The following is a 19,101-nucleotide window of genomic DNA, read 5'->3' as shown; positions in this document are numbered from 1 at the left end:
GTCCGCCAGTGCGGGAGCGCAGGTAGCCTCCGCTCATGCTGCCGCCCCGGCTCGTCGACGCGCTCGCCGGCACCGACGTCCCCGCGCCCGCCGCCGTCCTCGACCTCGCCGCCCTCCGCGCCAACGCCGCCGCCCTGGACGGGCGCGCCGGCGGACTGCCGGTGCGGGTGGCGACGAAGTCGGTGCGCTGCCGCTGGGTGCTCACCGAGCTGGGCGCCGAGCGGCTCATGACCTACTCCGCGGCCGAGTCGGTGTGGCTCGCCCGCCACGGGTGGGACGACGTCCTCCTCGCCTACCCCACGGCGGACGCCGCGACGCTCACCGAGATCACCGCCGACCCCGCGCTGCGCGAGCGCATCACCGTCATGGTCGACCACCCCGCCCACCTCGGGCTGCTCCGGGCCGCCGGCGCCGGCCCGCACCGGCCGGTCAGGGTGTGCCTCGACCTCGACGCGTCGCTGCGGCTGGGCCCGGTGCGCCTCGGGGTGCGCCGCTCATCCGTGCGCACCCCGGCGCAGGCGGCGGCCGCCGCCCGGCGGGTCGCCGCGACCCCCGGCGTCGAGCTCGTCGGGGTCATGTGCTACGACGCGCAGGTGGCTGGGGTGCCCGACGCGTCGCTGCCCGAGCGGGTGGTCAAGGCGGTGTCGACCGCCGAGCTGCGCCGTCGTCGTCCCGCGCTCGTCGCGGCGGTGCGGGAGGTCGTGGACGTCCCGCTCGTCAACGTCGGCGGCACCGGCAGCCTCCACCTCTACGGCCGCTCGGCGGAGGTGACGGAGGTGACCGCCGGGTCGGGCCTCCTCGGCCCCACGCTCTTCGACGGCTACCGCGCCTTCCGGCCGGCGCCGGCGCTGTTCCTCGTCTCCCCGGTGGTCCGCCGGCCGGCCCCGCGGGTGGCGACGGTCTTCTCCACCGGCTTCACCGCCTCCGGCCCGGCGAGCGCCACGCGGCTGCCCTCCCCCGTTCACCCGCCGGGGCTGCGGCTCACGGGCACGGAGGGGGCCGGGGAGGTGCAGACCCCGGTGGTCGGGGACGCGGCCGGCGCGCTCCGCATCGGGGACCTCGTGTGGTTCCGGCCGGCGAAGTCGGGGGAGCAGCTCGAGCGGGTGACGACGGTCCACGTCGTCGACGACGGCGCCCTCGTCGCCTCCGTGCCCACCTACCGCGGTGAGGGGATGAGCTTCGGGTGACGTGGCGCAACTGGTCCGGGACGGTCGCCGTGACCCCGGCGGAGGTCCTCGTCCCCCGGGACACCGCCGAGGTGGCCGCGATCGTCCGGCGCGCCGCGGCCACGGGCCGGCGCGTGACGGCCGTCGGGGCGGGGCACTCCTTCACGCCGGTGGCCGAGGCCCGCGACGTCCAGCTGCGGCTCGACCGGCTCACCGGGATCGTCGCCGTCGAGCCCGAGGGCCGGGTCCGGGTGCGCGCGGGCACCCGGCTGCGCGAGCTCAGCGCCCTGCTGGCGACGCACGGCCTGGCGCTGGAGAACCTCGGCGACATCGACGTCCAGACCCTCGCCGGCGCGCTGTCGACCGGGACGCACGGCACCGGCGCCCGCTTCGGTGGTCTCGCGACCCAGGTGGTGGGCCTGGAGCTGGTCCGCGGGGACGGGGAGGTCGTGCGTCTCGGGGACGGTGCCGGGCCGCCGGTCGAGGCGGCCGTCGTCGGGCTCGGTGCGCTCGGCATCGTCACCGAGGTGACGCTGCGGTGCGTGCCGGCCTTCACGCTGCACGCCGTCGAGGACGTCGCCCCGCTCGACGCGGTCCTCGAGGGGCTGGACGAGCGCGTCGCCGGGCACGACCACTACGAGTTCTACTGGTTCCCCCACACCGAGCGCTGCCTCACCAAGGCGAACACCCGCCACGAGGGTGCCCGCCCGCAGCGCCCGCTGCCGGCGTGGCGGCGGGTGCTGGAGGACGAGGTGCTGACCAACGCGGCCTACGCCGTCGTCAACGAGGCCGGGCGGCTGCGTCCGGCGTGGGTGCCCGGGCTCAACCGGCTCGCGACGCGGGTGCTCTCCCGGCGCGAGTACGACGACGTCTCCCCCCGCGTCTTCGCGACGAGCCGACGGGTGCGCTTCGTCGAGTCGGAGTACGCGGTGCCCCGCGCCGCGCTGCCCGCCGTGCTCGCCGGGCTGCGCGCGTGGGTGGACGGCCGGCCGGGCGCCGCGGTCCAGTTCCCCGTCGAGGTGCGCTTCGCCGCCGCCGACGACGTGTGGCTCTCGACGGCGTACGGGCGGGAGACCGCGTACGTCGCGGTCCACCAGTTCCACCGCTCCCCCGCCCGCGAGTACTTCCGGGCCTTCGAGGCGATCGCGCTCGCGCACGAGGGGCGCCCGCACTGGGGCAAGCTCCACGGCCTCGGCGCCGCCGACCTCGCCGGGCGGTACCCGCGGATGGGCGAGGTCCGCGCGCTGCGCGAGGAGCTGGACCCCGGCCGGGTCTTCGCCAACGGCTACCGCACGCGGGTCCTGGGCCGGTAGAGGCGAGTCTCACAGCCCGCGCGGCCCCGCGGCTGGAATCCTGCGGCCGCCGCGCCCGTTGAGAGGAGTGACAGCAGGACCCGTACCCGGGAGGAGAACCGTGGCCCGCCGCAAGCATGTCGAGTTCGAGGACGACGACGGCACCATGCTGCGCTACGTCCAGCACCCCAACGGTGGTGGGCTCGTCGAGCGCGGCGCGAAGGTGCACCCGACCGCGTGGGTCGCCCCCACCGCCTACGTCGACCCCGGCGCCCGCGTCGGTGCCGAGGCGCACCTCGACGACGGCGCCTGGGTGGACCGCGAGGCCGTCGTCGCCGCCCGTGCCCGGATCGGCAAGAACACGCACGTCGGCCCGGGCGCCGTCGTCGGGCGCGGAGCGCGGCTGCGGGACGGCGCCAAGGTGGCCGGGGACGTGCGCGTGCCCGACTTCGCCGTCGTCGGTCCCGACGCGTTCATCCACGCCGCCTGACCAGACCACCGTGCGGGGCCCGGGGACTGCACGGGCCCCGCACGTCTGTCACGGGGCGATGTCGTGGTTGTCCCGGAAGACGCCGTCCGGGTCGTAGCGGCGCTTGATGGCGCGCAGGCGCTCCAGGTGCGCCGGCGGGTAGGCCTCGCTGAGCCGCTCGGGCCGCGGGTCGGTCTCGAAGCTCGGGTAGAGCCCGACCGTGTGGTGGTGGATCCCGTCCCACACGGCGTCGAGGTTGCGGCGGCTGGACCCGAAGGCGACGACGGAGAAGTTCGCCGAGCGGTGCGCGAAGGCCGTGGCCTCCGGCGCGACGTCCCCGGTCGCGCCGCCCATCGCGCGGATCTGGAAGAAGAAGGTGTGCCCGGAGCGGACCAGCCGCTCCGCGTCGGCCGCGAACCGCGGCGTCACGTGCTCGAGCAGCCCCGAGCGGGTCACCGGCTCGCCCTGGCCCGCGTGCGCGGCCTCGGGCGTCGCGACGACCGCGGCGTAGGGCGCGACCTGGACGGACTGCCCCACGAGCGGGGCGAGCTGCGCGAAGGGCTGGAGCATCGCGAGGATCGTCGCGGGATCGGCGGAGTCGACGACGGTCGTCGTCTGCGCGACGAGCTGCCCGCCCCGCGGGGCGCCCATCATGAGGAAGCTCGTCAGCTCGCGCGGCGCGGCCTCGACGGCGGCGCCCCAGCGGGTGAGGAAGTCGGCGGTGTCGCTCGCGTCGAAGACGAGCTGGGCCACCCCGACGTCACCGACCTCCGCGGCCTGCAGCTCGAAGGCGGTGACGACGCCGACGGTGAAGCCGGCGCCCCGCGCCGCCCAGAACAGGTCGGGGTTCTCCTCCTCGCTCGCGCGGACGACGCTGCCGTCGGCGAGGACCATCTCCACCGCCCGGACGTGGTCGATCGTCAGGCCGTGGGCGCGGCCGAGGAAGCCGATGCCACCGGTGGTCGCGAGGCCACCGACGCCTACGCCGCCGTAGTCGCCCGAGGTGATCGCCCAGCCGTAGGGCTGGAGGGCGGCGGCGACCTCGCCCCAGCGGGCGCCGGGGCCGAGGCGCACGAGCCGCTGGGCGTCGTCGAGCACCTCGATGCCGTTCATCCGGGACAGGTCCAGGACGATGCCGCCGTCGTTGGTGGAGCGGCCGCTGATCCCGTGCCCGGCGCTGCGCAGCGACAGCGGCACCGCCTGGGCGCGGGCGAAGCGCAGCGCCTGGCCCACCTCCCCGGCCGTGCCCGGGCGGAGCACGAGCCCGGGCGAGCCGCCGCGCAGGTAGGTGGAGCGGACGCTCGCGTACCGGGCGTCGCCGGGCTCGACGGCGTGGTCGGCGAGCGCCGCGGGCACGGCGTCGTAGGCGATGCCCGGCCGGCGGGCGGCCCGGACGGCGCTGCTGCGCGTGGGGGCGGGGGCGGTGCCCCGGCGTTCCCGCTCGGCGGTGACGCCCGCGCGCAGCGCGGGGGCGAGCTCGCGGGCGAGGTGCTCGAGCGCTGCGGCGTCGTCGGTCGCGAGGAGGAGGGTGCCGACGCCGTCGCCGACGACGGCCGTGAGGAGCTCCTCGAGGGTGGCGGCGGCGTCGACCGTGAGGACGCGGCGGACCTCCCGCGGGTCGCGGCCGGCGGAGGTGGCGGCGACGTCGACGAGGGCGTTGCCGTCGCGCAGCGCGGCGGGGGTGGTGGCCGTCGGGATCACCCAGCCGTCCGCGGCGCGGCCGACGAGGTCGAGGCCATCGCGTCCGTCGGCCGAGAGCCACACGGGGACCGTGTGCGCCGGTGCGGGGCCGCGCTGGGCTCCGGACAGCCGGTGGTGCTCGCCGCGGTAGGTCAGCGGCGTGGGGGCGGCGGCGTCCCAGGTGCCGCGGACGACGTCGACGACCTCCTCGAGCGCGCCGGCGGGCTCACCGTCGAGGGCGAGGGTGAGGCGTCCGGCGCTGAGGAGGTCGAGGCTGGCGGCGGCCCGGGCGACGACGGCCGGGGGCCGCGCCGTCGTGCCGAGGGGGGCCGGGACCAGGCCGATGCGCCGGGTGCGGCCGGCGACCCAGGACAGGAGCGTCCAGGCCTCGTGGCCGGCGTCGCCGTCCGGGAGGGCGACGAGGTCGAGGCCGAGCTCCTCGGCGCGCACCGCGAGCGCGACCGAGGCCGTGGTCGCGGGGAGGAGGACGCCGAGCTGGAGGGGGTGTCCGTAGTCCATCAGGCGCGCTCCGCCGCGACGAGCTCACGGACGGCGGGGGCGATCTCCCGGCCGAGGACGGCGTAGGCGGAGGGGTTGTCGCCGTCGAGGATGAAGGCGCTGACGCCGTGCTCCAGGGCGAGGGCGGCGAGCTGCTCGGCCCACTGCTCGGGGGGGCCGACGAGGAGGCGCGAGCTGCGCTGGGCGGCGAGCTGCCCGCCGATGTTGAGGAGACGGCGCACCGCGCGCGGGTCGCGGCCGGCGGCCGTGGCGGCCTCGTCGATCGCCGCGTTGCCGTCCGCGAGGTCCTGCAGGCTCTCGAGGTAGGCGAGGGAGGGCAGCCAGCCGTCGGCCTGGCGGCCGACGAGCCGCAGCATGCGCGGCTTGTAGGCACCGACCCAGATGCCGATGTCGTGGGCGGGCGCGGGACCGCGCTTCGCGCCGTCGAGGCGGTGGTGCTCGCCGTCGAGGACGAGGCGCTCACGGGTGCTCGTGTCCCAGACGGCGCGGATGACGTCGATGCCCTCGCTGAGCGCGGTGACGCTCTCGCCGGGCGTGAGTCGGGTGCCGCCCATCGCCTCGATGGCGTCCCAGAAGCCGCCGGCGCCCAGGCCGAGCTCCAGCCGGCCGCCGCTGAGGATGTCGAGGCTGGCGGCGGCCCGGGCCAGCACGGCGGGCGGACGCAGGGGCAGGTTGGCGACGTTCGGGGCGAGCCGGATCGTCTCCGTGCGCGCCGCGACGTAGGACAGCAGCGTCCACGTGTCGAGGAAGGCGGGCTGGTAGGGGTGGTCCTGGAAGGTCGCGAGGTCGAGGCCCGCGGCTTCCGAGGCCTGCGTGAGGGCGACGACCCGTTCGGGTGAGGCGTTGGTCGGCGTGATGAAGGAGCCGAAGAGGAGGTCGTGGCCGTAGTCCGTCATGCCGGGGCAACGCGGCGTCGTCGTCGGCCTATTCCGCCGGGCTCGGACCGCCGTCGGCCGCGCCCGTGCGGGACGCGACGGGTCGGGCTCCAATGGGGGCCATGACCCCACCTGCACCGCGAGTCGGCGTCGTCGTCATCACCCACGACCGGCGGACCGAGCTGGACCGCACCCTGCGCCTGCTGCGCGAGCTGCCCGAGGCGCCGCCGGTCGTCGTCGTCGACAACGGCTCGAGCGACGGGACGGCGCAGGCGGTGCGTCGCGACCACCCGTGGGTGACGCTCCTCGAGAGCCGCCGGAACCTCGGTGCGGTCGGCCGCAACCTCGGCGTCCAGCTCCTCGACACCCCCTACGTCGCCTTCTGCGACGACGACACGTGGTGGGACCCGGGCAGCCTCACGGCCGCGGCGGACGCCCTCGACGCCCACCCGGACGTCGCCGTCCTCACCGCGCGGATCGTCGTCGAGCCCGCCGGGACGGAGGACGCGATCGTCGCCGAGCTGCGCGACTCCCCCGTCGAGGGGCGCCCGGGCCTGCCCGGGCCGGCGCTCGGCAGCTTCCTCGCGGGCGCGTCCGTCGTGCGGCGCACGGCGTTCCTCGGCGTCGGCGGCTTCCACCCCCGCCTGTGGCTCGGCGGGGAGGAGGAGCTCCTCGCCGCGGACCTCGCCGCCGTCGGGTGGGAGCTGTGCTACCTGTCGACCGCCACCGTCCACCACCACGCCTCGACGGCGCGGGACACGACCAAGCGACTGCGGGACGGCGTGCGCAACACCCTGTGGTTCACCTGGCTGCGCCGCCCGCTGCCCGCCGCCCTGCGCCGCACCGCGGTGGTGCTCGGCCAGCTGCGCTCGCGCCCCGCGCTCGAGGGCGTGCTCGCGGCGCTGCGCGGGACGCCCTGGGTGCTCAGTGAGCGGCGGGTGCTGCCCGCGCACGCCGAGGCGCGCTTCCAGGCGCTCGAACGCTCCCAGCGCGAGTCGACCGCCCGCCGCTACGGCTAGCTACTCGAGTACGCACCGACCGTCACCCAGCGGCCCTCGGAAGGGCGCCGCGGTGACCGTCCGTGCGTACTCGGGCGGAAGGGGGGAAGGCGGGATCAGGCGCCCGGGGCCTCGAGGTGCACCGTCTTGAGGACGGTCATCTCGGTGAGCAGGTCCGGGCCGTAGCCGGCGCCGGTGCCGCTGTCGCGGCGCGGGTCGGCCGAGCCGCCCGGCGCGCCACCGAAGACGCCGTTCACCTTGACGGTGCCTACCTCCAGCTCCTCGGCAACGTGCAGCGCGCGGCCGAGGTCCGGGGTGAGGACGGTGGCGGCCAGCCCGTACCGGCTCTCGCCCGCGAGCGCGAGCGCCGTGTCGAAGTCGGGCACGCGGACGATCGCGGCCACCGGCCCGAAGGTCTCCTCCGCGACGGCGTCCGAGTCCGGCGGGCAGCCGTCGAGGACCGTGGGCGGGTAGAAGCTGCCCGGCCGGTCCAGGGCCGCGCCGCCGGTGATGCACCGGGCACCCGCGTCCAGCGCCGCGCGCACGTGCGTGTCGACGACGGCGAGCTGCTCGGCGTCGACGAGGGGACCGAGCGTCGTCGCCGGGTCCGCCGGGTCCCCGACGACGAGGCCGCGGGCGACGTCGGCGAGCTGGGAGACGACGGCGTCGGCGACGTCGTCGTGCACGTACACGCGCTCGACGGACGTGCAGATCTGTCCCGTGTTGGTGAAGGCGCCCGTCGCGATCTGCTCGGCCGCCCACCGCGGCTCGACGCCGGAGTCGACGACGATCGCGTCCGCGCCGCCGTTCTCGAGGAGCACCTTCGCCCCCCGCACCCCGGCGACGGCGGCGATTCGCCGACCGGCCACCGTCGAGCCCACGTGCGCGACCAGGGCCACGCGCTCGTCGGCGACGAGCGCCGCACCGGTCTCGCCGTCGCCGTTGACGACGTTGAGCACCCCGGCGGGCAGCGCGTCGGCGACGAGCCGGGCCATCTCCCAGCCCGGCACGGCCGAGCGCTCCGAGGGCTTGTGGACCACGGTGTTGCCGGTGACGAGCGCGGCCGCGAGCAGGCCCGCCGCCGCGGGGAACGGGTCGTTCCACGGGGTGATGACGGCGACGACGCCGCGCGGCTCACGGCGCACGACGTCCAGCGCACCCGTGGCGCCGGCGAGCGTGCGGCCGGCCGCTCCGAGGCCCGTCGTCGCCGCCTCCTCGAGGAGGTCGGCGGCCACGGTCGCGGACTCCACCGACTGCCCGAGCAGCCGCCCGGTGGCCGCCGTGAGCAGCCCACCGAGGCGCTCGGCGTCGGCCCGGACGGCCGCCGCGGCCGCGCGCAGCGCCGCCGCCCGTTCCGCCGGTGCCGTGCGGCGCCAGGCGGTGCGCGCCTGCCAGGCGGCGTCGACCGCGGCGGTGACCTCCTGCGCCGTCGCGGGCACGAGCGCTGTCACCGTGCCCGAGCCGCTCGGGTCCTCCCGCTGCAGCCGGCGCGGGCCGGTGGCCGGTGCGGTGCGTCCGTCCACGAGGTGGAGAGCGAGCTCCACGGTGCGGGCCGGGGCGGTCTGGGTGGTCGTCACGGACGGGCCTCCTTGTCGACGTGCGAGAAGTGCTTCTCTCGGGCAGCGTGAGCAGCGAATCACCTATAGGTGACTTGGACCACTCAGGAGGCGGCATGCGAGTTCTGGGCGTCAACGCGCTGTTCCACGACCCGTCGGCGACCCTCGTCATCGACGGCACGGTGGTGGCGGCAGCCGAGGAGGAGCGCTTCAGCCGGCGCAAGCACGGCAAGCGCCCGGTGCCCTTCTCGGCGTGGGAGCTGCCCGAGCTGTCGATGCGCTGGTGCCTCGAGCAGGCGGGCCTGCAGCCCAAGGACCTCGACGCCGTCGCCTACTCCTTCGACCCCTCCCTCGCGCGGCCCGCGCACGAGATGGGCCTGGACGACCCGTGGGACCACCTGCGCCTCACCTACGCCGAGCGCGCCCCGCAGTTCCTCGCCGCCGCGCTGCCGGGACTGGACCCGGAGAAGGTCGTCTTCGTCCCCCACCACGTCGCGCACGCCGCCTCCGGCGCCCTCGCCTCCCCGCACGCGAGCTCGAGCGTCCTCGTCCTCGACGGCCGCGGCGAGCACGCCTCCCACCTCGCCGGCCGCTACTCCGGCGGCAGGCTCGAGACGCTCGCCGGGCAGCAGCTGCCCCACTCGCTGGGTCTGCTCTACGAGTCGCTCACCGAGCACCTCGGCTTCCTTCGCTCCTCCGACGAGTACAAGGTCATGGCGCTGGCCTCCTACGGCAAGCCGCGGTTCCTCGAGGAGCTGCGCGAGACCATCCACGCCACCGACGACGGCGGATTCCAGGCCCCGGTCCCCGACTGGTCGCGGTGGGTGGAGCCGCGCGTCGACGACGGCACGTGGGGCGGCCCCCACGCCGACCTCGCCTGCTCGGTGCAGGCACGCCTCGAGGAGGTCCTCGTCGACCTCGCCTCCTGGCTGCACGAGCAGACCGGCGACACGGCGCTGACGATGGCGGGCGGCACCGCGCTCAACTGCGTGGCCAACTCCCGCATCTGGCGCGAGACCCCCTTCGAGGACGTGTGGGTCCAGCCCGCCGCCGGCGACGCCGGGACCTCGCTCGGCGCCGCCCTCCAGGTGGCCGCGGACCGCGGGTCCGAGCCGCGCCCGATCGCGGGCGCGGACCTGGGCCGCGCCTGGTCCGACGACGAGCTCGCGCAGTGGCTGACGACGGCGAAGGTCCCCTTCACCACCCCCGACGACCTGCCCGAGCAGGTGGCCGAGGTCCTCGCCGGCAACGGCGTCGTCGCCTGGTTCGACGGCCGCAGCGAGTTCGGGCCGCGCGCGCTCGGCCACCGGTCGCTGCTCGCCCACCCGGGCCTGGAGGAGAACCTCGAACGCATCAACGACGTCAAGGGCCGCGAGCAGTTCCGCCCCGTCGCGCCCATGGTCCTCGCCGACCGTGCCGAGGAGATCTTCACCGACGGCCCCATCCCCAGCCCCTACATGCTCTTCGTCCACTCCGTGCGCCCGGAGTGGCGTGACCGGATCCCGGCCGCCGTCCACGTCGACGGCACCGCGCGCATCCAGACCGTCGACCCGCAGCGCCAGCCGCGCCTGGGCGCGACGATCGCGGCCTTCGCCGGGCGCACCGGCCTGCCCGTCGTCATCAACACGAGTCTCAACACGGCCGGGCGGCCCATGGTCGACGACCCCCGCGACGCGCTCGAGCTCTTCGGCTCCGCGCCGGTCGACCTCCTCGTCCTCGGGCCCCACCTCGTCCGGCGCTCCCAGCTCTTCGACGCCCACGAGGCGGCCGGGGCGGCGGTGACGGACGACGCCGCGGTGGCGGTCGCGTGAGCGACTACACCGTCGTCCTGCCGACCGTCGGCCGACCGTCCCTGCGGGAGGTGCTCACCGACCTGCTCGGCCAGGACGGACCCGCCCCCGCGCGCATCGTCCTCGTCGACGACCGACCGCTGGACCGGACCGAGCCCCTCGACCTGCCCGACGGCGCCGTGCCCGTCGACGTCCTGCGCTCCGGCGGCCGCGGCCCCGCCGCCGCCCGCAACGCGGGCTGGCGGGCCGCCACCACCGAGTGGGTCGCCTTCCTCGACGACGACGTGCGCCTCCCCGCCGGCTGGGCCACCCGGCTGGCCGCGGACCTTGCGGCCGCCGGTCCGCGGGTGGGCGCCACGCAGGGCCGGATCACCGTCCCGCTGCCCGAGCACCGCCGCCCCACCGACTGGGAGCGCAACACCGCGGGGCTGGAGACGGCGCTGTGGGCGACGGCCGACATGGCCTACCGCCGCGCCGCCCTCGCCGCGGTCCACGGCTTCGACGAGCGCTTCCCCCGCGCCTACCGGGAGGACGCCGACCTCGCCCTGCGCGTGACGCAGGCCGGCTGGGAGCTGGTCCGCGGGGAGCGCGAGATCCTCCACCCGGTCCGCCCCGCGGACGACGCCGTGAGCCTGCGCATGCAGGCCGGCTCGGCCTCCGACTCCCTCATGCGCGCGCTGCACGGCCCCACCTGGCGGGAGATCGGCGGGACCGGGCGAGGCCGCTTCCGGTGGCACGTCGCCACCGTGGCCGCCGGGAGCGCCGCCGCGCTCCTCGCGGTGGCCGGTCGTCATCGCGCGGCCACCGTGGCCGCCGCGACGTGGGCGGGGCTCACCGCCGACTTCGCCGCGCGTCGCATCGCGCCCGGGCCCCGCCCGGGCGAGGAGGGCTGGGCCGCGGAGTGGCGCCGCATGGCGTGGACGAGCGTGGCCATCCCGTGGTCCGCGGTGTGGCACCGGCTGCACGGGGCGGTCCGCTTCCGCGACGTGTCCGCGTGGCCACCGCCGGTGCGCGCCGCCCTGCTCGACCGCGACGGCACGATCGTCGAGGACGTCCCCTACAACGGGGACCCGGCCAAAGTCCGCACGGTGGCCGGCGCCGCGGAGTCGCTGCGCCGGCTGCGCGCGGGCGGGCTGCTCATCGGGATGGTGACCAACCAGTCGGGTGTCGCCCGGGGCCTCATCGCGGCCGAGGACGTCGGCCGGGTCAACGAGCGCGTCCAGGACCTCCTCGGCTCCTTCGACGTCGTCGAGCACTGCCCGCACGGCCCCGAGGACGGCTGCACCTGCCGCAAGCCCGGCCCGGGGATGGTGCTGCGCGCCGCGCGTGCGCTGGGCGTCGAGCCGCACGAGTGCGTCGTCGTCGGGGACATCGGCGCCGACGTCGGTGCCGCCCGGGCCGCAGGCGCTCGCGCCGTCCTCGTCCCTACGCCGGTGACCCGCGAGGAGGAGGTCGAGCAGGCCGAGCACGTCGCCGCGGACCTCTCCTCCGCCGTCGACCTCGTCCTCGCGATGGCGGGTGAGGACCAGTGACGACCCTCGCCGTGCGCCTCGACAACGACGGCGACGTCCTCCTCACCGGGCCCGCCGTCCGCGCCCTCGCCGCCCGCGACGATGTCGACCTCCTCGCCTCGCCCACCGGTGCCGCGGCCGCGCGGCTGCTGCCGGGGGTGCGGGACGTGCTCGTCGTCGCGGCCCCGTGGTCCGGCTACCGACCGCCGGCGGTCGACCCCGCAGCGATCGAGGAGCTAGTCGCGACCCTCGCGGGGCGCCGCTACGACCGGGCGGTCATCTTCACCTCCTTCCACCAGAGCCCGCTGCCGATGGCGCTGCTGGCGAAGATGGCGGGGATCGGGCACGTCGCCGCGACGAGCGTCGACTACCCCGGCTCGCTGCTCGACGTCCGCCACCAGCGTCCCGAGGGGCTGCACGAGGTCGAAGCAGCCCTCGACCTCGCCCGCGCCGCCGGGGCGGGGCTCCCGGAGGGCGACGACGGCCGCCTCGCCGTCCGCCGCCCCCTCCCCGACAACCCGTTGACCGCGGAACAGCTCAGCGCTCGGCGACGGGGGGAGGGCCCGGGAGGTCACCCCCTTCGCGCCGACAGCTCAGTGGTTACTGGCGGTGCCCCCCTCGTCCAGGAACAACTCAGCGCTCGGCGACGGGGGGAGGGCCCGGGAGGTCACCCCCTTCGCGCCGACAGCTCAGTTGTTACTGGCGGCGCCCCCCTCGTGGAGGAACAACTCAGCGCTCGGCGACGGGGCGGGTACGTGGTCCTTCATCCGGGGGCGTCGGTGCCGGCGCGGGCGATTGCGCCCGAGCATGCGCGGGCGATCGCGGAGGCACTCGTCGGGGCGGGGTGGGACGTCGTCGTCACGGGCGGGCCCAGGGAGACGCCGCTGCCCGCCAGGCCGGGGGTCCACGACCTCACCGGCCGCACCGACCTGCCCCAGCTCGCAGCGGTGCTCGACGGCGCCGCGTGCGTCGTCGTCGGCAACACCGGCCCCGCGCACCTGGCGGCCGCCGTCGGCACGCCCGTCGTCTCCCTCTTCTCCCCGGTGGTGCCCGCCGAGCGGTGGGCGCCCTACGGGGTGCCGACCATCGTCCTCGGCGACCAGCTCGCCGCGTGCGCCGGCACCCGCGCCCGGGAGTGCCCGGTGCCCGGCCACCCCTGCCTCACCGGCATCCGTCCCCAGCAGGTCGTGGACGCCGTCGCGTCCCTCGTCCCCCAGGAGGTCATGGCGTGAAGGTCGCCGTCTGGCACGTCCACGGGTCCTGGCTGACCCCCTTCGTCACCGGTCCCGACGAGTACCTCATCCCGGTGCTCCCCGACCGCGGGCCCGACGGCCTGGGCCGGGCGCGCACGTGGGACTGGCCCCCGAACGCCCGCGAGCTCAGCCCCGCCCAGCTGCGGGAGGAGGGCTGCGACGTCGTCGTCCTCCAGCGGCCCCACGAGATCGCGCTCTTCGAGGAGTGGACCGGCCTGCGCCCGGGCCGGGACGTGCCCGCCGTCTACGTCGAGCACAACACCCCGAACGGCGACGCCGTGCGCACCCGCCACCCCCTCGCCGACCGCGACGACATTCCGGTCGTCCACGTCACCCACTTCAACGCGCTCGTGTGGGACTGCGGCCGCGCGCCGACGACGGTCATCGACCACGGCGTCCTCGACCCCGGGTACCTGTACGCCGGCGAGGAGGAGCGGGTCGGCGTCGTCGTCAACGAGCCGGTGCGCCGGTGGCGGGTGGCGGGCACCGACGTCGTCCTCGACCTGTCCCGCACCGTCCCGCTGTCCGTGTACGGGATGGGGATGGCCGCGCTCGAGGAGCACGCCCCGCACCTGGCCGGCCACCTGCACGAGGACGTCCGCCAGTCCGAGATGCACCCGCTGCTCGGCCGGCAGCGCGCCTACCTCCACCCCTACCGGTGGACCTCACTCGGGCTCTCGCTCATCGAGGCGATGATGATCGGCCTGCCGGTCCTCGCCCTGGCGACGACGGCGGCCCCCGAGGCCGTCCCCGCGGACGCCGGTGTCGTGTCGGCCAACCCGCGGGTGCTCGAGGAGGCGGCGCTGCGCTGGCTCGCCGACCCCGCCGAGGCGCGGGAGCGCGGGCAGTCCGCCCGCCGCCACGCCACCGAGGCTTTCTCCGCCGTCCGCTTCCTCGCGGACTGGCAGTCGCTGCTGAAGGAGGTCGTCCGATGAGGATCGCGATGGTGTCGGAGCACGCCAGCCCGCTGGCGGCGCTCGGCGGTGAGGACGCCGGCGGGCAGAACGTCCACGTGGCCGCCCTCGCGGCCGCGCTCGCCCGGCGGGGACACGACGTCGCCGTCTACACCCGCCGGGACGACCCCGAGCTGCCCGAGCATGTGGAGATGCTGCCCGGGGTGCGGGTGGTCCACGTCCCCGCCGGTCCGGCGCGCGTGCTGCCCAAGGACCACCTGCTGCCCTACATGCCCGAGCTCGGCCGGTGGCTGGCTCGCCGCTGGGCGGACGGGGAGCGGCCCGACGTCGTCCACTCCCACTTCTGGATGTCCGGGCTGGCCGCCCTCGAGGCGGCCGAGCAGGTGCCCGTGCCGGTCGTCCACACCTTCCACGCCCTCGGCACCGTCAAGCGCCGCCACCAGGGGGCCAAGGACACCAGCCCCGCGGGCCGGGTGGAGGCCGAGACCCGGGTGGCCACCGAGGCGGACCTCGTCGTCGCGACGTGCAGCGACGAGGTCGCCGAGCTCGAGGCGATGGGCGTCGACCGGTCACGGGTGCGCGTCGTGCCGTGCGGGGTGGACGTCCAGCTCTTCAGCCCCGACGGCGAGGTCCACCCCTCGCGCGGCGACCAGCCCTTCCGGCTGCTCTCGCTCGGGCGGCTCGTCGAGCGCAAGGGCGTGGAGACGGTCGTCGCCGCGCTGCCGCTGCTGCCCGACGTCGAGCTGCTCGTCGCCGGCGGTCCGGATCAGTCCCAGATCCGCACCGACCCCGAGGCCCGGCGCCTGCACGCCCTCGCCGAGGAGCTCGGGGTCTCCGACCGGGTGCGTTTCGTCGGCTCCGCGTCACGCACCGAGGTGCCGGCGCTCATCCGCTCGGCGGACATCGTCGTCGCGACACCCTGGTACGAGCCCTTCGGGATCGTGCCGCTCGAGGCGGCCGCCTGCGGGCGCCCGCTCGTGGGCAGCGCCGTCGGCGGGCTGCTCGACTCCGTCGAGGACGGCCGCACCGGTGCCCTCGTCCCCCCGCGCGACCCCGACGCGCTCGCCGCGGCGATCACCCGCCTCCTCGTCGACCCGGACCTGCGGGCCCGCTACGGCGAGGCCGCCCGCGCCCGCGCAGAGGAGCGCTTCAGCTGGGAGCGGGTGGCGGCGGCGACCGAGGCTGCCTACGCCGAGGTCCGCACCGCCCGCACTACGACACCACGGAAGGCGGCGACCGCATGAGCGCCCAGGACTGGATCGACGAGCACCGGGCCGAGCTCGAGACCGCCCTCACCTTCCTCCAGGACCACGCCGGCACCGTGGAGCAGTGGGCCGCCGAGCTCGCCGAGCGGCTGCCCGGCGGCGCGCGCCTGCTCGCGGCGGGCAACGGCGGCAGCGCCGCGGAGGCGCAGCACCTCACCTCCGAGCTCGTCGGCCGCTTCCTCCACGACCGCCGCTCCTTCTCGGCGATCTCGCTGTGCTCGGAGTCCTCGAGCGTGAGCGCGATCGTCAACGACTACGGCGCCGAGGAGATGTTCGCCCGGCAGGTCGAGGGCCACGGACGCCCCGGCGACGTCCTCGTCCTCCTGTCGACCTCCGGCAAGAGCCCCAACGTGCTGCGCGCCGCCGAGCGCGCCCGCGAGCTCGGACTCACCGTCTGGGGACTCACCGGCCCCGTCCCCAACCCGCTCGCCGAGCTGTGCGACGACGCGCTGTGCGTCGACGCCCCCTCGACGGCGGCCGTCCAGGAGGGCCACCTCGTCGCCATCCACGCCCTCTGCGCCGCCCTCGACCGCCACCTCGGGGTGGGGGAGGAATCCGGCTCTCGCGACGTGGGTCCGGAGAATTCCAGCTCTCGGCGGGAGGGGGAGGCGCCTTCGCGCGAATGGCTCGCGACCCCCATTCGCCGACAGCCGGATTCCTCCGCGCCGCACGTCGTCGTCGTCGGGGACGTCGTCCTCGACGCGGACGTCGACGGCGAGGTCACGCGCCTGTCCCCCGACGCCCCCGTCCCGGTTCTCGACGTGAGCACCACCCGCCACAGCCCGGGTGGCGCGGGCCTCGCGGCGCTCCTGTGCACCGGCCGCGTCACCCTCGTCGCGCCCATCGCCGACGACGAGCACGGTGACCGGCTCGTCACCGAGCTCGAGGAGCACCTCACGGTCCTGCGCCTGCCCCACGAGGGCGCCACCCGCCGCAAGACCCGCATCCGCAGCGGCGGCCAGTCCCTCGTCCGCGTCGACGACGGCGGCCCCGGCAGCCCCGGCGACGACCTCCCGCTCGAGGAGGTGGCCCGGGTGCTCGCGAGCGCCGACGCCGTCCTCGTCTCCGACTACGGCGCCGGCACCACCCGCCACCCCGGGCTGCGGCAACTGCTCGCGGACGCCGCCTGCCGCACCCGGCTCGTGTGGGACCCCCACCCGCGTGGCGGCGCCCCGGTGCCCGGCGCGGCCCTCGTCACCCCCAACCTCAGCGAGGCCCGCGCCGCCGTCGAGCGCCCCGACGCGCCCGCCGACGTCGCCGCCGCCGCGCTGCGCACCACGTGGCAGGCCCGGGGGGTGTGCGTGACGGCCGGCCCCGACGGCGCCTTCCTCGCCGCGCACGACGACGAGACGAGCTACGTCCCCGCCGTCGCCACCCACGGGGGCGACCCCTGCGGTGCGGGCGACCGCTTCGCCGCGAGCGCCGCCAGCGCCCTGGCGTCCGGCGCGCTGCTCTCCGAGGCGGTCGAGTCCGCCGTCGCGGACGCCTCGGCCTGGGTGGCGGCGGGCGGGGCCGAGGGCTTCCGCGGCCGCCGCCGGCCCACCGGCGAGCCCGCCCCCGAGGCGCCCACCGAGCGCGGCGGCGTCCTCAAGGCCGAGCCGCACGCCCTGCGCGAGCTGGCCACCCGGCTGCGCGGGGACGGGGCGACGGTCGTCGCGACCGGCGGCTGCTTCGACATCGTCCACGCCGGCCACGTCGCGACGCTGCAGGCGGCGCGCCGGCTCGGTGACCGCCTCGTCGTCCTCATGAACTCCGACGCGTCGGTCACTCGCCTCAAGGGACCGGGCAGACCGGTCGTGCCCGCGGCCGACCGCGCCAAGGTGCTCGAGGCGCTGGACTGCGTGGACGCCGTCGTCGTCCTCGACGCCGACGACCCGCGCGGCACGCTCACCCACCTGCGGCCCGACATCTGGGCCAAGGGCGGGGACTACGGCGGCAGGCCGCTGCCGGAGACGGAGGTCGTGCAGGCGCACGGCGGCCGGGTCGTCCTGCTGCCCTACCTGGGCGGCCGGTCGACGACATCCATCATCAGCCGCTCCGAGCAGGCCGCCCAGGCCGCGGAGCACGCACGGTCAACGGGAGGAGCAGGGTGAAGCTGCGCGAGGTCGGAACTGTCTACGTCACCGGAGGGGCCGGCGGCCTGGGGGCCGCCGTCGTCGAGGCGGTGAGGGCGGCGGGCGGGCGCCCGGCCGTCATCGACCGGGTCGCGCCGTCGGTCGACGTGCCGCACGTCGTGGCGGACCTCAGCGACTGGGACGCGGCGACCGCGGCGGTCGCCTCGCTCGTCGAGCAGGTAGGGCCGCCGACGGCGGTCGTCACGGCGGCGGGAACCGACGCGTGCGGGCCGATCCTCGACATCGACCCCGTGGACTGGCGGCGGGTCATCGACGTCAACCTCCTCGGGACGGTCGCCGTCGTGCGCGCCGCCCTGCCCCACCTCGAGGAGAGCCGCGGGACGGTCGTCACCGTCTCCTCCACGCTCGGCCTCAAGGGCGCCGACGCCGCGACGGCCTACTCCGCCTCGAAGTTCGCGATCCGCGGCTTCTCCCAGGCATTGGCCGCCGAGTACGCCGGGCGGGTGGGCGTCACCTGCCTCGTGCCCGGCGGCATGCGCACGGCTTTCTTCGACGGCCGCGACGAGCGCTTCAAGCCCGGCCCTGACCAGGACCTCAACGACCCGGCCCACACCGCCGGCGCCGTCCTCATGGCGCTGCAGCAGCCGGTGGGCAGCGAGATCCGGGAGATGCTCGTCATGGCCTCCGGCGAGCCGTCGTGGCCCTAGCCGGTCTCGGGCCCGGCGACGTCCTCGTCCTGCGGGCGCTCGGCCTCGGTGACGCGCTCACCGGGGTCGCGGCGCTGCGCGGGGTGCGCCGGGCGTGGCCGGGCCGGCGGGTGGTGCTTGCCGGTCCCGAGGGGATCGGCGGGTGGTTCGTCCGGCTGGGGCTGGTCGACGCCGTCGTCCCCACCGTGGGGCTGGACGAGCCGCTGGCCGTGGGCGGGGCCGGCGGGCACGTGGCCGTCAACCTCCACGGCCGTGGGCCGCAGAGCCACCGGCTGCTCGCGGTCACGGGCCCGTCCCGGCTCGTCGCCTTCGCCAGCCCGGAGGCCGGGCATCCCGCCTCCGCCGGCGACGTCGCACCGGAGTTCCGTGCGGACGAGCACGAGGTGGCGCGCTGGTGCCGCCTGCTCACCGCCGCGGGCGGCGAGTGCGGGCCGGAGGACCTGCGCCTGCCCGTCGAGCCGGCGGAGGGCGTCGCGGACGCCGTCCTCCTCCACCCCGGTGCGGCCTCCGGGTCGCGCCGCTGGCCGGTGGAGCGCTGGCGCGAGCTGGCCCGGCGGCTGAGCGCTGACGGGCACCGGGTGCTCGTCACCGGCTCGGCCGGGGAGGCGGGGCTGTGCGCGGAGGTGGCCGGCGACGTCGGCCGGTCGGTGGCCGGCGAACACGACGTCCCGGGCCTGGCCGCCCTCGTGGCCGGCGCCCGTCTGCTCGTGTGCGGTGACACGGGGGTCGCACACGTCGCGACGGGCGTCGGCACGCCCTCGGTACTCCTCTTCGGCCCCACCCCGCCGACGACGTGGGGCCCGGCCCTCGACACCGAGCGGCACGTCGTCCTGTGGCACGGCGACGGCACGGGCGACCCGCACGCCGCGGAGGTCGACCCGGCCCTCGCCGCGATCACGGTCGACGAGGTGGCGGCCGCGACGTCCGGTCTCCTGGCCCTCCAGCCCTCCCACTGACCTCCCCGGTCTTCCTCCGACCTCCCCCCTCGCAGCGGGGCGTGGTGAGGAGAACCGGGGAGGTCGCACGCGCCG

Annotated in this window: 14 protein-coding genes and 1 pseudogene; 12 read left to right on the top strand and 3 right to left on the bottom strand. The window is 76.7% G+C overall.

Annotated elements, in window-relative coordinates; genetic code table 11:
• The first annotated feature begins 35 nt into the window (after window positions 1-35).
• From H9624_RS07070 to H9624_RS07060, 3 genes are all read left to right on the top strand, one after another.
• A complete protein-coding gene (locus H9624_RS07070) occupies window positions 36-1,187 on the top strand; it encodes an alanine racemase (RefSeq protein ID WP_251839181.1) in 1,152 nt (383 codons plus the stop codon).
• Window positions 1,184-2,479, top strand: a complete 1,296-nt coding sequence (locus H9624_RS07065) for a D-arabinono-1,4-lactone oxidase (protein WP_251839180.1) — start codon at window positions 1,184-1,186, stop codon at window positions 2,477-2,479. The genes H9624_RS07070 and H9624_RS07065 overlap by 4 nt, the downstream gene beginning before the upstream one ends.
• Window positions 2,480-2,579: 100 nt before the next feature.
• Window positions 2,580-2,948, top strand: coding sequence for a transferase (locus H9624_RS07060; protein ID WP_251839179.1), 369 nt, complete (start codon window positions 2,580-2,582; stop codon window positions 2,946-2,948).
• Between the two features lie 48 nt (window positions 2,949-2,996).
• Here the strand turns inward: H9624_RS07060 and H9624_RS07055 are convergent, their stop codons facing one another.
• Together H9624_RS07055 and H9624_RS07050 are read right to left on the bottom strand one after the other, a co-directional pair.
• The gene (locus H9624_RS07055; protein ID WP_251839178.1) at window positions 2,997-5,126 is read right to left on the bottom strand and encodes an LLM class flavin-dependent oxidoreductase; all 2,130 of its coding nucleotides are present in this window, start codon (window positions 5,124-5,126) and stop codon (window positions 2,997-2,999) included.
• Window positions 5,127-5,128: 2 nt separating this feature from the next.
• Window positions 5,129-6,022: pseudogene (locus H9624_RS07050) on the bottom strand (LLM class flavin-dependent oxidoreductase); the annotation flags it as partial.
• Between the two features lie 101 nt (window positions 6,023-6,123).
• On the opposite strand from H9624_RS07050, the gene H9624_RS07045 reads away from it, so the two are divergent.
• Window positions 6,124-7,020: a glycosyltransferase family 2 protein gene (locus H9624_RS07045; protein ID WP_251839176.1), complete on the top strand. Its 897-nt coding sequence runs from the start codon at window positions 6,124-6,126 to the stop codon at window positions 7,018-7,020.
• A gap of 95 nt (window positions 7,021-7,115) precedes the next feature.
• Here the strand turns inward: H9624_RS07045 and H9624_RS07040 are convergent, their stop codons facing one another.
• On the bottom strand, window positions 7,116-8,576 hold the full coding sequence (locus tag H9624_RS07040) for an aldehyde dehydrogenase family protein (RefSeq protein ID WP_251839175.1): 1,461 nt from the start codon (window positions 8,574-8,576) through the stop codon (window positions 7,116-7,118).
• A 95-nt stretch (window positions 8,577-8,671) separates the two neighbouring features.
• Between H9624_RS07040 and H9624_RS07035 the strand changes: the two genes are divergently transcribed.
• From H9624_RS07035 to H9624_RS06995, 8 genes are read left to right on the top strand one after another with little or no spacing between them, the layout of a single operon-like run.
• On the top strand, window positions 8,672-10,366 hold the full coding sequence (locus H9624_RS07035) for a carbamoyltransferase family protein (protein WP_251839174.1): 1,695 nt from the start codon (window positions 8,672-8,674) through the stop codon (window positions 10,364-10,366).
• Entirely contained in the window at window positions 10,363-11,877 is a 1,515-nt protein-coding gene (locus H9624_RS16865; RefSeq protein ID WP_251839173.1) for an HAD-IIIA family hydrolase, read from the top strand. The genes H9624_RS07035 and H9624_RS16865 overlap by 4 nt, the downstream gene beginning before the upstream one ends.
• Window positions 11,874-13,088, top strand: a complete 1,215-nt coding sequence (locus H9624_RS07025) for a glycosyltransferase family 9 protein (RefSeq protein ID WP_251839172.1) — start codon at window positions 11,874-11,876, stop codon at window positions 13,086-13,088. Before H9624_RS16865 ends, H9624_RS07025 begins: the two co-directional genes overlap by 4 nt.
• Window positions 13,085-14,044, top strand: a complete 960-nt coding sequence (locus H9624_RS07020; protein WP_251839171.1) for a glycosyltransferase — start codon at window positions 13,085-13,087, stop codon at window positions 14,042-14,044. Before H9624_RS07025 ends, H9624_RS07020 begins: the two co-directional genes overlap by 4 nt.
• Complete coding sequence (locus tag H9624_RS07015) at window positions 14,041-15,267, top strand: glycosyltransferase (RefSeq protein ID WP_251839170.1); 1,227 nt, start codon at window positions 14,041-14,043, stop codon at window positions 15,265-15,267. The genes H9624_RS07020 and H9624_RS07015 overlap by 4 nt, the downstream gene beginning before the upstream one ends.
• Window positions 15,264-17,381: a PfkB family carbohydrate kinase gene (locus H9624_RS16860; RefSeq protein ID WP_307784939.1), complete on the top strand. Its 2,118-nt coding sequence runs from the start codon at window positions 15,264-15,266 to the stop codon at window positions 17,379-17,381. Before H9624_RS07015 ends, H9624_RS16860 begins: the two co-directional genes overlap by 4 nt.
• A 2-nt stretch (window positions 17,382-17,383) precedes the next feature.
• A complete protein-coding gene (locus H9624_RS07000; protein ID WP_286010939.1) occupies window positions 17,384-18,070 on the top strand; it encodes an SDR family NAD(P)-dependent oxidoreductase in 687 nt (228 codons plus the stop codon).
• Window positions 18,061-19,026: a glycosyltransferase family 9 protein gene (locus H9624_RS06995; RefSeq protein WP_251839168.1), complete on the top strand. Its 966-nt coding sequence runs from the start codon at window positions 18,061-18,063 to the stop codon at window positions 19,024-19,026. Before H9624_RS07000 ends, H9624_RS06995 begins: the two co-directional genes overlap by 10 nt.
• Window positions 19,027-19,101: the final 75 nt, after the last annotated feature.

Source organism: Oceanitalea stevensii (genome assembly GCF_014837105.1).
Lineage (GTDB): Bacteria > Actinomycetota > Actinomycetes > Actinomycetales > Actinomycetaceae > Oceanitalea > Oceanitalea stevensii.
The sequence above is the reverse complement of the archived record's forward strand: the minus strand, read 5'-3'. Positions and strand labels throughout refer to the sequence as shown.